This window comes from Rathayibacter sp. AY2B3 (assembly GCF_002931755.1).
In the GTDB taxonomy this organism is placed as follows: Bacteria; Actinomycetota; Actinomycetes; order Actinomycetales; family Microbacteriaceae; genus Rathayibacter.
Map to the genome: position 1 here is coordinate 1 of NZ_PSUG01000073.1, position 11,297 is coordinate 11,297.

Below are 11,297 nucleotides of genomic sequence, written 5' to 3' on the forward strand. Positions count from 1 at the left end.
TGGAGGCGCCGACTCGGCGTCTCGGCCTCATCGCGCTCATCGCGACCCTCGGCGGCCTCCTCTTCGGCTACGACACCGGCGTCATCAACGGCGCCCTCGAGCCGATGTCGGCCGAGCTGGGCCTCACCGCGCTGACCGAGGGAGTCGTCACCAGCTCGCTCCTCTTCGCCGCCGCGATCGGCGCGATCTCGGGCGGACGCCTCGCCGACGCCCTCGGGAGGCGGACCACGATCCGCCTGCTCGCGGTGCTCTTCCTCGTCGGCGCCCTGGTCTGCGTGGTGGCGCCGGGCTTCGGCGTGATGGTCCTCGGACGGGCAGTCCTCGGCCTGGCCGTCGGCGGCGCCTCGGTGGTCGTGCCGATCTACCTGTCCGAGATCTCCCCCTCCGAGATCCGCGGCTCCCTCGCGGGCCGCAACGAGCTGATGATCGTGATCGGCCAGCTCGCGGCCTTCGTGGCCAACGCCGTCATCGGCACCGTCTGGGGCGAGCTGCCCGGCGTCTGGCGGATCATGCTCGCTGTCGCCGCGCTGCCTGCCGCCGCGCTCCTCGTCGGCATGACCCGGGTCCCGGAGTCGCCGCGCTGGCTGATCGCGCACGGTCGCCGCGATGAGGCCCTCGACGTGCTCACCACCATCCGCACGCCCGACCGGGCCCACGCGGAGGCCGAGACCATCGCCCGCTCGATCGGCGCGAAGGACGGCCCGAGGATCCCCCTGCTGCAGGCGCTGCGCGAGCGCTGGGCGGTGCGCATCCTCCTGGTGGGGATCGGGATCGGAGTCGCCCAGCAGCTCACCGGCATCAACTCGATCATGTACTACGGCCAGTCGGTGCTGAAGGAGGCGGGCTTCGATCACGACGGCGCACTCGTCGCCAACATCGCGCCCGGGGCGATCGCCGTGATCGGCGGCCTGATCGGGCTGCGGCTCATGCAGACGATGAACCGCCGCACGACCCTCCTGCTCGGCTACTCCCTGACCACTGCGATGCACTTCCTGATCGGCATCGCCTCCGTCGCGCTCCCCGTGGGCAACCCGGCGCGGCCGTACGTCATATTGGTGCTGGTCGTCGCGTTCGTGGGCAGCATGCAGACCTTCCTCAACATCGTCACCTGGGTGATGCTGTCCGAGATCTTCCCGCTGCGGATCCGCGGCGTCGGCGTCGGCATCGCGATCTTCTGCCACTGGATCACGAACGCCGTGCTCGGCCTGTTCTTCCCGACCCTCGTCTCCGGGGTCGGCATCACCGGCACGTTCTTCCTGTTCGGCGCCGTCGGCCTGCTCGCACTCGTCTTCATCTGGAAGCGCGTGCCCGAGACCCGCGGCCGAGCGCTCGAGGAGGTCGAGGCGGGCGTCCTCTCCGGCGAGCTCCTGCGCCGCTGACGCCCGCCCTCCCCTCCGCGAGATGCCACTTGTGGCGCCCGTCCGCGGCGTGTCGCCCTCACAAGTGGCATCTCGCGGGAGGGTGGGAGAGAGGCGGCGGCGCCTACTGGTAGGTGACGAGGTCGGGGAGGGGGCGGACCTCGGCCATGGTCTCGGCGGGAGTGAGCATCGGCGCGTCCTCGTCGTAGAAGTTCTTCCAGCCCCAGGCGATGCCCTCGGGGGCGCCCTCGTGCAGCGCGTCCCAGGTCGCCTGCTTGTCGGGCTGCGAGCCCTGGCCGTCGACGTGGATGAGGAACTCCAGCTCGGGCCGGTCTCGGCGGATGGTGTCGCGGTCCTGCAGCATCGACAGCCGGAACTGGTGCAGCACGAACATCTTCGGCGGCAGCCCTTCGCTCTGCACCAGGTCGGCCAGCCACTCCGACACGCTGTCGACCTCGGCGGCCGAGACGCGCCCGATCTGCTCCAGCGGCTTCTGGCCCGGCAGCAGGCGCCACTCCGGGTCGAGCGCGAGACCGACGTTGGGCAGCGTCAGCAGGTCCGCGTACTGCTTCGCCTGGGTGAGGAAGTCGGTCAGCCCCGACTGCAGGTCGAGCACCACGTACATCCCGGCCGCCTGCGCCGCGTCGATGTAGGGGCGGATGTCGGCGGCGTCGAGCTCGTTGGAGTAGTCGCCGTCCTTGCCGGGGTCGCCCGCCGCGACCGTGGTGATGATCTCGAGACTCGGCACGACCTGCTTGTCGGTGAGCGTCCGGTACGGCTCGGCCACCGCCTCCGCGCGCGCGATCGTGGGCTCGAGTCCCTGCTCTCCCAGCACGCCGAGGACGGGTGCACCCGGAGTGCCGTAGATCGCGACGAAGAGGTGTCCGCCGAACATCCGCTGGCCGCCGCCCGGCAGCTGCCAGCCGCTCGCGGCCGCGCGCACGGCCCACTCGGGCTCGGGCTGAGCGGCGAGCACGGGGCCGAGCAGCAGCGTGCAGGAGGCGTCGGCCCCGGCGATCGCGGTCACAGCGGCACCCGAGGCGAGCAGGTCGTCGCCGTCGACCACGGTGACGGGCACGCCGGCCGCGCGGGCGGTCGCCAGTGCGGCGACGTCGGCGTCCTGCGCGCGGGCCAGACCGTGCAGGCCGGTCAGCGCGTCGGCCCGGGGCGGGAGGGCGCCGAAGGGGGCGTCGGAGGCGGTGGACGGCGCGGCGGCGGCGAGGTCGGCGAGCGCCAGGTCGGCCACGGTCACGCCGGACGCCGTGCTGAGGGCGGCAGCGTCGGAGGCGGAGGCGACGACATCGACGCCGGCGGGCGCAGTGACGTCGCCGATCGCGAGCACCCGGGTCACGCCGAGGCGGGCGAACTCGGCGGCGAGGGCGTCGGTGGTCGGAGCGGAGGAGGACGCGGTCGCGGATCCGGACGGGCCCGCCGAGTCGGACGGCGTCGCGGAGGCGGACGGCGTCCCGGAGGCCGTGGATCCCGCGGCCGCGGCGTCCGCGGTCGGGTCGGCCGTCGCTCCGGATCCCGCCGAGCCGACCAGCAGCGGCACGCCCCAGGCGATGCTCACCTGGGCGGCGCGCAGGCGGGACTCGGCGACGTCCTCGACCAGGACGACCAGCGGAGCCGCGGCGAACAGGGCCGCACTCGCGGCGAGCGCGTCCGGGGCGAGCGCCACCGGCCCGCTCGGAGCCGCGGTGCGGGTGCGGGGCGTCTCCTGCTGGGCGTCGTCCGGAGCGGAGGAGTCGGGCGTGCAGGCGCTGAGCAGCGGGAGCACCGCGAGACCGCCGATCACGACGCTGCGGCGCGAGAGCCCGGAGCGGGAGGGGACGGAACGGGGTGTCGAGGGCATGGCAGACCTCTCCTCTCGGAGCCCGATGGGGACTCTCTGGTGCGTGGCTGGTCCTCTCGACTATCGCAGGCCCGGCGGCTGCGAGCGCCGAGGGAGCCGTCCCGGGCGCGCCTCCGACGCCGTCCGGACATGCCGAAGGGGAGCGGCGCCGGAGCACCGCTCCCCTTCGAGAGGCTGGATCAGACCGTGCGGGGGGCCTTGGCGAGGTTGGCCTCGAGCTCCTCGCGGTTCTGCCGCACCACGTAGGCGGGGCGGTCGCGCTCGACGCGCCACGACTCGCTCAGCGGGGTGACCGCGACGGTGTCGAAGCCGATCCGGTCGTAGAGGTCGGTCACGAAGTGGATCGCCTCCGGGTAGTCGCTCGACGTCGCGAGGGCGCGGCGGTCGGGCGTTCCGGCCGGGGTGCCGTCGGTGGTGATGTCGGCGGCCATGATGTGGTTGAACGCCTTGACGACCTTCGACTCCGGGAGGTGCTGCTGCAGCATCTCGCTGGTCGTGGTCTCGCCCTTGTCGAGCGCCTCGATGCGGCCGTCGCGCTCGAAGTAGTAGTTGTTCGTGTCGAGGACGATCTTGCCGGCGAGCGGGGCGACCGGCACCTCCTCGAGGTTCTTCAGCGGCACCGTCACCACGGCGATCTCCGCGGCCTCGGCCGCCTCCTGTGCCGTGGCGGCGCGGGCCTTCGGGCCGAGCTCCGCGATGAGGTCGGCGAGGGTCTCGGGGCCGCGCGAGTTCGCGATGACCACCTCGTCCCCGAGGGCGATGACCGCCCGTGCGACCTGGCTGCCGATGTTGCCTGCTCCGATGATTCCGTACGTCGTCATGCTGAGGAGAACGCGGAGGGCGCCCCGGCATTCCGTCCTGCGGCGTTCTCCCACGCCGCACCCAGGTCGGCCCGTCCCTCCAGTAGCCTCGATCCTCGGGCGCCGCTGCCCGAGAAGGAGTCCGTGATGCCGCAGTTCGACCTCCCGCTCGACCTCCTCGAGCAGTACGCCCCCGAGATCCCCGAGCCCGCCGGGTTCGCCGAGTTCTGGCGCGACACGATCGCCGAGGCGCGCGCGGCCGCGACGGAGCCGCTGTTCGAGCCGGTCGACGCCGGATTCGGGCTGCTCGACACCGTCGACGTCACCTACTCCGGCTTCGGCGGCCACCCGATCCGCGCGTGGCTGATCCTCCCCCGCGGCGTCGAGGGCCCCCTCCCCGGGCTCGTGACCTTCATCGGCTACGGAGGCGGCCGCGGCCAGCTCGCGGAGTGGACCGCGATGTCGGCCGCCGGCTACGCGCACCTGGTCATGGACACCCGCGGTCAGGGGTCCGGGCACCGCTCGGGAGCGACGCCCGACCCGGTCGGCAGCGGGCCGCACGTCTCCGGCTTCATGACGCAGGGCATCGAGTCGCCCGCCGAGCACTTCTACCGCCGCGTCTTCACCGACGCCGTCCGCGCGCTCGACGTGCTGCGCGCGCACCCCGCGGTCGACGCCTCCCGCGTGGCCGTCTCGGGCGGCAGCCAGGGAGGCGGGATCGCCCTGGCCGTCACCGGGATCCTGGGCCTGCTCGGCGAATCGGAGTCTGCGCGCGCCGCGATCGTCGACGTGCCGTTCCTCTCCCACATCCCGCACGCCGTGCGGCTGGTCGACACGATGCCGTACGGCGAGATCGTGCAGTACCTGCACACCCACCGCGGCGCCGAGGCGCGCGTGTTCGACACCCTCTCGTACTTCGACGGCACCTCCTTCGCCCCCTACGCGCAGTCCCCCGCCCTGTTCTCGGTGGCGCTCCGCGACGACATCTGCCCGCCGTCCACCGTCTACGCCTCCTACAACCGCTACGCCGGACCCCGCGAGATCCGCGTCTACCCCTTCAACGGCCACGAGGGCGGCGAGGCGTTCCAGATCGGCGAGCACGTGCGCTTCCTGGGGCGCGAGCTGGCGTAGGAGGAGGAGCCGGCCGGTCGGCGGACGGGGGCGGTGCGAGGGGGCGGAGGAGTCGTTCCACGGGAACCGGCCTGCGTCGACGTCGTTCCGGGCGGCTCCCACTCCGAAGACGTCCGACACCTCCCGATGACCCGGATCGGCGGCGTCGCCGGATCGAGGGCGTACCCGAAACAACGCCGTCGCCGTCCCCTGGTCACGGCCGCGACCCGGATCAGACCGCCGGGCGCATCCGGCCCGCCGGACGCCTCGACGGGCGTCGCTTTGTGACGCCGTGCGTCGCGCTCGGTACCCGTTCGCGGCTCCGCTGGGCACTATCGACTCCATGACCCGCCAGATCCGCTTCAACGCCTTCGACATGAACTGCGTCGCCCACCAGTCCTCGGGGATGTGGCGCCACCCCCAGGACCAGTCCTGGCGGTACAAGGACCTCTCGTACTGGACCGACCTGGCGAAGCTGCTCGAGCGCGGCACGTTCGACGGGATCTTCATCGCCGACGTGCTCGGCACCTACGACGTCTACGGCGGCTCGAACGAGGCGGCGATCCGCCACGGCGCGCAGGTCCCCGTCAACGACCCGATCCTCCTCGTCTCGGCGATGGCCGCCGCGACCGAGCACCTCGGCTTCGGCATCACCGCGGGCACCGCCTACGAGCACCCCTATCCGTTCGCGCGGCGGATGTCGACGCTCGACCACCTGACGAAGGGCCGCGTGGGCTGGAACGTCGTCACCGGCTACCTCCCCAGCGCCGCACGCAACATGGGCCACGAGGACCAGCTCGAGCACGACGACCGCTACGACGTCGCCGACGAGTACCTCGAGGTGCTCTACAAGCTGTGGGAGGGGTCGTGGGAGGACGACGCGGTCGTCCGCGACCGCGAGTCCGGCGTCTTCACCGACCCGGCGAAGGTGCACGAGATCGGGCACCGCGGCAAGAACTTCACCGTCCCCGGCATCCACCTCTCGGAGCCGTCGGTGCAGCGCACCCCCGTCATCTACCAGGCGGGGGCGTCGCCGCGCGGCATCCGCTTCGCGGCGGGCAACGCGGAAGCGATCTTCGTCGCGTCCTCGACGAAGGCGGGCCTGAAGGCGACCGTCTCGCGCATCCGCGACGCTCTCGAGGCGGCCGGCCGCGACCGCTACTCCGCGAAGATCTACACCCTGCTGACGATCATCACCGCCGAGACCAGCGAGGCCGCGCACGAGAAGCACCGCGACTACCTCTCCTACGGGAGCGAGGAGGGGGCGCTGGTCTTCATGTCGGGCTGGATGGGCATCGACCTGTCGCAGTACGACCTCGACGAGCCGATCGGCAACGTGAAGAGCAACGCGATCCAGTCGGCCGTCGCCAACTTCCAGGAGGCGAACGAGGACGGCTCGGAGTGGAAGGTCCGCGACATCGCCAGGCTCAGCGTGATCGGCGGGCTCGGCCCCTTCGTCGTCGGCTCGCCCGCGGAGGTGGCCGACCACCTGCAGGAGTGGGTCGAGGAGACCGACGTGGACGGCTTCAACCTCGCCTACGCGATCACGCCCGGCACCTTCGAGGACGTGGTGGAGTTCATCGTTCCGGAGCTGCGCCGCCGCGGCGCGTACCCGGAGGAGTACGTCGAGGGGAGCCTCCGCCAGAAGCTGCACGGCCGCGGCGACCGGCTGCCGGAGGAGCACCTCGGCGCCGGCTTCCGCTACGCGCCGGCGGCGGTCTGACGCCGGCGGGGGGGCCGGTGGGGGGCTCGAGACGCCGCTGAGCGGCTGCTCGACCAGCACAGGGGTCTGAGGGCGGCGACCCGTTCCGGAGCGTCCCTCTCCTGCTGATCGAGGAGCGCGCGTAGCGAGAGCCGCCCGCGGTCGCGCCGGACGCCCGAGCACCCCGCCGCGATGCGCGACGGGGTGCTCGGGACGTGCGGAGGGGCTCAGCCCTCGAAGGTGGCGTCGAGCGTGATGTCGACTCCGGTGAGCGCCTTGCTGACGGGGCAGGTCTCCTTGGCCTCGTCGGCGGCCTTGAGGAAGGCGGCCTCGTCGATGCCGGAGACCTCGCCGCTCACGGTGAGCTTGATGCCGGTGAGCTTGAAGCCGCCGGCCGAGTCCGGGCCGAGCGAGACGTCGGCGCGGACGTCGAGCGCCTCGACGGTGCCGCCGGCCTGGCCGAGGACGGCCGAGAACTGCATCGCGTAGCAGGCGGAGTGGGCGGCCGCGAGGAGCTCCTCGGGGCTGGTCGAGCCGTTGGCGTCGTCGGCGGCGCGCTTGGGGAACGAGACGTCGTAGGTGCCGATCTTCGAGCTCGAGAGCTCGACCTGGCCCTCGCCGGTCTCGAGCGAGCCGTTCCAGGCGGTGCGTGCGGTACGAGTGGGCATGAGTCCTCCTTGGGGGGCGGGGAGAACCGTAGAACGATCGTTCTCCCCTGATGCGCCGAGCCTAGGTGGAACGCGCGGCGTCGTGCAACCACCGGCCTCGGACCCTCGGCGAGATGCCAGTCCGGTACGCCTCCGTCGGCGTGTCGCGTCCTGAAGTGGCATCTCGCGGAGGGGAGGACGGACCGGCGGTCAGTGCACGAGCTTCAGGCCGACGACGCAGCCGACGATCCCGAGGACCAGCAGCGTGCGCACGAGCGAGAAGCCCTCGCCGCCGAAGAACATGCCGTAGAGCACGGTCAGCGAGGCGCCGATCCCGACCCAGACCGCGTACGCCGTGCCGGTGGGCAGCTCGCGCATCGCGTAGGCGAGGCCGGCCATGCTCGCGACGACGCCGACTCCGAAGACGACCGACGGGCCGAGCCGGGTGAACCCCTCCGACTTGCCGAGGGCGGTGGCCCACACGGCCTCGAGGACACCGGAGAGGATGAGGACGATCCAGGACATGACAGCTCCTACGAGTCAGTCTTGTCGCGTTCCGGGTACTGCTCCCTCGTCCGGTCGCCGTCATCGGCTCCGGACAGTCTGCCCGCGCGCGCTGGGCAGGCCCTGGGCAGCGGACGGCAGGGGCGGAGCCGCCGCGACCGCGACTCCGCCCTCGGGCGGGACGGTCCGGCGGAGCGGCGGCCCCGCCGGAACCGTCAGCGGCTCAGGCGGTGCGGCGGGAGGAGCGGCGGGTCGCCAGGTGCACGAGGATCCCGACCACGAGGAGGATGCCGGCGTAGAGCCAGACGATCGGGTCCTGCTGGCTGAGGAGCAGCACGCACGAGGCGATGCCGAGCACGGGGATCACCGTCCACACTCGGAAGTGGTCGTGCTCGACCGTGTCGCGCCGCAGCACGAGCACCGAGACGTTCGTGCTGATGAACACCAGCAGGAGGAGCAGAACCACGGTCTCGGCGAGCGTCGCCAGGTCGCCGACCAGGGTCAGGAGGCACGCCGCCACCGTCGTGACCGCGATGGCCACCCACGGCGTGCGGCGCTTCGGCAGCACGCGGCCGAGCACGTCCGGGAGGAGCCCGTCCTTCGCCATGCCGTAGGTGACGCGGCTCGCCATGATCATCGTCAGCAGCGCGCCGTTCGCGACCGCGACGAGCGCGATCAGGCTGAACAGCCACGCCGGCACTCCGGCTCCGCTCGCCGTCACGACGTCGAGCAGCGGGGCGGAGGATCCGGACAGCTCGTCGGCGGGCAGCGCGATCGAGCTCGCGAGGCCGACCAGGACGTACACCGCACCGGCCGTCAGCAGCGAGCCGAACAGCGCGCGCGGGTAGACGCGGCTGGGATCGCGGATCTCCTCGGCGATGTTGGCCGAGGTCTCGAAGCCGACGAAGGAGTAGTACGCGATGATCGCCGCGCCGAGCACCGCCAGCGCCGGCGCCTGCTCGGAGCTGAGCTCGACCGTGCGGGCGAGGTCGCCGCCTCCGCCCGCCACGAGCAGCGCGACGCATCCGATCACGATCAGCAGGCCGCCGACCTCGATCACGGTCATCACCGTGTTGCTGAGCAGCGACTCCGCCACGCCCCGCGCGTTGAGGCACGCGACGAGGATGAGGAAGACGATCGCGGTCGGCACGGTCGGCACGTCGAGGAAGGTGCCGAGGTAGTCGCCGGCGAACGCGAGCGACAGACCGGCCGCGCTGGTCACTCCGGCCGCGAGCATGGCGAAGCCGACCAGGAACGAGACGATCGGACGCTTGAAGGCCCGCTGCGCGAACACCGCCGCGCCTCCCGCCTTCGGGTACTTGGTCACCAGCTCGGCGTAGGAGCCGGCCGTCAGCAGCGCGAGGCCGAGCGCGAGCAGGAGCGGCATCCAGACGGCTCCGCCGACCTCCGCCGAGAGCGTGCCCATGAGGGCGTAGATGCCCGCGCCGAGGACGTCGCCGAGGATGAAGAAGTAGAGCAGCGGGCCGGTGATGCGGCGGCGCAGGGAGGTGCCGCCGGCCTCTCCGGTCGCGGGGGCGTCGCTCGTGGTGGCCATGTCGTCCTCTCGTCGCGCGCTCAGGGGCGAGCACGACGGGCCACGCTAGGGAGGAGGGGGCCGGGAGGTCGAGAAGGTTGACCGGGCAGGGTCGGGGACGCTACACGCGAGAGGCGGGGCGAGCGGGCGCGTCTGCGGGCCGGGCGCCTTCCGAGAGCCGGGCGCCCTCCGTGAGCCGGGCGCCTTCCGAGGCGGGGCACGGCATGCCGCGCCCGGCTCCAGGCATCAGCCGAGGACGACGTGCCTGCCTCCGCGCTGCTGGGCGATCTCCTCGCCGACCTCCTCCGCCTCCTGGCGGGAGTCGTGGCTGCTCAGCGGGACGCGGGCGTGGGCGATGCGGTTGTGCCAGCCCTGCTCGTCGGAGTAGGTCTCGATGGGGAGGACGGTCGTGGTTCTCATGTCCTCCATGTCACCCCGCGCCCCCCGCCGCCCGGGAGAGGGTTGACGCGGGCCCTCGCCCAGTGCTGGGCGCCGCCGAGGGCGCCCTCTGCTGCCCGAGACGCCGCGGTACCGGCGGTGTCTCACGCAGGAGCGGTCCGTCCCGGCAGCGATGCGCGCGTCGGCGGCGCGTCAGGGCGAGACCATGCCCCCGTTCACGTTGAGGGTCTCGCCGGCGACGAAGCTCGACTCGGCGGACGCCAGGAACACGTAGGCCGGGGCCTGCTCGGCGGGCTGGGCGGCGCGGCCCATCGGCGACTCGCTGGAGCCGAAGTCGGGCAGGCTCTCGGGGTCGACGCCGCCGCTGACCTGCAGGGCGGTCCACGTCGGGCCGGGTGCCACGACGTTCACGCGGATGCCCTTCGCGGCGAGCTGCTGCGCGAGGCCCTTCGAGAGGTTGTTGATCGCACCCTTCGTCATCGCGTAGTCCAGGCGGTCGGGGGCGGGCTTGTGCGCCTCCGCCGACGCCGTGTTGATGATCGTGGCGCCCGCGGGCAGGTGCGGGAGGGCCGCGCGGATGATCCGGAACGGAGCGAAGACGTTGATCGCGAAGGTCGCCTCGAACTGCTCGTCGGTGATGTCGAGCAGGTCCTCCTTCCAGATCTGCTTGCCGGCCACGTTGACCACCGCGTCGAGCCCGCCGAGACCCTCGACCGCCTCCGCCACGAGCCGCGTGCAGTACTCGGCACTCGTGAGATCGCCGGGGATCGGCACGGCGGTGCGCCCCTCCGCGCGGATCAGCCCGATCACGTGCTGCGCGTCCTCCTCCTCGCTCGGGAGGTACGCGAGGGCGACGTCGGCCCCCTCACGGGCGAAGGCGATGGCGACGGCGGCGCCGATCCCGGAGTCGGCTCCCGTGATGAGCGCGCGGCGGCCCGCGAGCCGGCCGGTGCCGCGGTAGCTCTCCTCACCGAGGTCCGGCACCGGGGTCATCCGCGACTGCAGCCCGGGCTCGGGCTGCTGCTGCACCGGCGGGGTGACGTCCGGGTACTGGGTGGCGGGGTTCGTGAACGTGTACTGGTCGGGCATGGCTCCTCCGTCCGCGGCACCCGGATCGGGCCGCTCCCCTCCATCCCAGGCGACCGGCGCCTCCGGGACCACCCCGTACACGGGCGGGCGGCGCTGTGGTAGTCGGCGCGGCGGCTGCGCGGAGGACCGGCGCGGCGACCCGGACGTGCCGGTGCTCCGCTCCGCGGATGAACACCGGACGACAGGGGGCGCCCGCGCGCGCCGACGCCGCGCGGAGGGGCGCACCGCCGTGCCGATCCCCGGCGATCTCACGAGTGCCGAGTACTGCACGCGGCTCGTGGCGGAGGCGGTCGAGGGTCTCG

The 11,297-nt window shown here is 72.7% G+C and carries 10 protein-coding genes and 1 riboswitch; of the genes, 3 read left to right on the top strand and 7 right to left on the bottom strand.

The genetic code is table 11. The features are described 5' to 3' along the window. On the top strand, positions 1–1,379 hold a 1,379-nt coding region (locus tag C5C24_RS16855), incomplete at its 5' end, for a sugar porter family MFS transporter (RefSeq protein WP_104305519.1). 103 nt (positions 1,380–1,482) lie between these two features. On the opposite strand, the gene C5C24_RS16860 is transcribed toward C5C24_RS16855, so the two are convergent. Further along, complete coding sequence (locus C5C24_RS16860; RefSeq protein WP_104305520.1) at positions 1,483–3,210, bottom strand: hypothetical protein; 1,728 nt, start codon at positions 3,208–3,210, stop codon at positions 1,483–1,485. Between the two features lie 179 nt (positions 3,211–3,389). Continuing rightward, positions 3,390–4,031: an NADPH-dependent F420 reductase gene (locus C5C24_RS16865; RefSeq protein ID WP_104277928.1), complete on the bottom strand. Its 642-nt coding sequence runs from the start codon at positions 4,029–4,031 to the stop codon at positions 3,390–3,392. A gap of 126 nt (positions 4,032–4,157) precedes the next feature. Between C5C24_RS16865 and C5C24_RS16870 the strand changes: the two genes are divergently transcribed. Continuing rightward, positions 4,158–5,141: an acetylxylan esterase gene (locus tag C5C24_RS16870; RefSeq protein ID WP_104277927.1), complete on the top strand. Its 984-nt coding sequence runs from the start codon at positions 4,158–4,160 to the stop codon at positions 5,139–5,141. 322 nt (positions 5,142–5,463) lie between these two features. Beyond that, positions 5,464–6,843 (top strand): LLM class flavin-dependent oxidoreductase, encoded by a 1,380-nt coding sequence (locus tag C5C24_RS16875; RefSeq protein WP_104305521.1) that lies wholly within the window; start codon positions 5,464–5,466, stop codon positions 6,841–6,843. 206 nt (positions 6,844–7,049) lie between these two features. Here the strand turns inward: C5C24_RS16875 and C5C24_RS16880 are convergent, their stop codons facing one another. From C5C24_RS16880 to C5C24_RS16895, 5 genes are all read right to left on the bottom strand, one after another. After that, on the bottom strand, positions 7,050–7,490 hold the full coding sequence (locus C5C24_RS16880) for an OsmC family peroxiredoxin (RefSeq protein WP_104277936.1): 441 nt from the start codon (positions 7,488–7,490) through the stop codon (positions 7,050–7,052). 189 nt (positions 7,491–7,679) lie between these two features. Then, positions 7,680–7,994, bottom strand: a complete 315-nt coding sequence (locus tag C5C24_RS16885; RefSeq protein ID WP_104222377.1) for a multidrug efflux SMR transporter — start codon at positions 7,992–7,994, stop codon at positions 7,680–7,682. Between the two features lie 9 nt (positions 7,995–8,003). After that, positions 8,004–8,067, bottom strand: a riboswitch (guanidine-III (ykkC-III) riboswitch). 129 nt (positions 8,068–8,196) lie between these two features. Further along, positions 8,197–9,528, bottom strand: a complete 1,332-nt coding sequence (locus tag C5C24_RS16890) for an APC family permease (protein ID WP_104305522.1) — start codon at positions 9,526–9,528, stop codon at positions 8,197–8,199. A 225-nt stretch (positions 9,529–9,753) separates the two neighbouring features. Continuing rightward, complete coding sequence (locus C5C24_RS17740; RefSeq protein WP_181110336.1) at positions 9,754–9,927, bottom strand: DUF2188 domain-containing protein; 174 nt, start codon at positions 9,925–9,927, stop codon at positions 9,754–9,756. A gap of 171 nt (positions 9,928–10,098) precedes the next feature. Further along, positions 10,099–10,995: an SDR family oxidoreductase gene (locus C5C24_RS16895; RefSeq protein ID WP_104277938.1), complete on the bottom strand. Its 897-nt coding sequence runs from the start codon at positions 10,993–10,995 to the stop codon at positions 10,099–10,101. Positions 10,996–11,297 lie beyond the last annotated feature (302 nt).

What these genes read in the sequence shown, in the direction of transcription:
- C5C24_RS16860 (WP_104305520.1), bottom strand. Translation starts at nt 3,210, where the DNA reads ATGCCCTCGACACCCCGTTCCGTCCCCTCCCGCTCCGGGCTCTCGCGC.
- C5C24_RS16865 (WP_104277928.1), bottom strand. Translation starts at nt 4,031, where the DNA reads ATGACGACGTACGGAATCATCGGAGCAGGCAACATCGGCAGCCAGGTC.
- C5C24_RS16875 (WP_104305521.1), top strand. Translation starts at nt 5,464, where the DNA reads ATGACCCGCCAGATCCGCTTCAACGCCTTCGACATGAACTGCGTCGCC.
- C5C24_RS16870 (WP_104277927.1), top strand. Translation starts at nt 4,158, where the DNA reads ATGCCGCAGTTCGACCTCCCGCTCGACCTCCTCGAGCAGTACGCCCCC.
- C5C24_RS17740 (WP_181110336.1), bottom strand. Translation starts at nt 9,927, where the DNA reads ATGAGAACCACGACCGTCCTCCCCATCGAGACCTACTCCGACGAGCAG.
- C5C24_RS16885 (WP_104222377.1), bottom strand. Translation starts at nt 7,994, where the DNA reads ATGTCCTGGATCGTCCTCATCCTCTCCGGTGTCCTCGAGGCCGTGTGG.
- C5C24_RS16890 (WP_104305522.1), bottom strand. Translation starts at nt 9,528, where the DNA reads ATGGCCACCACGAGCGACGCCCCCGCGACCGGAGAGGCCGGCGGCACC.
- C5C24_RS16880 (WP_104277936.1), bottom strand. Translation starts at nt 7,490, where the DNA reads ATGCCCACTCGTACCGCACGCACCGCCTGGAACGGCTCGCTCGAGACC.
- C5C24_RS16895 (WP_104277938.1), bottom strand. Translation starts at nt 10,995, where the DNA reads ATGCCCGACCAGTACACGTTCACGAACCCCGCCACCCAGTACCCGGAC.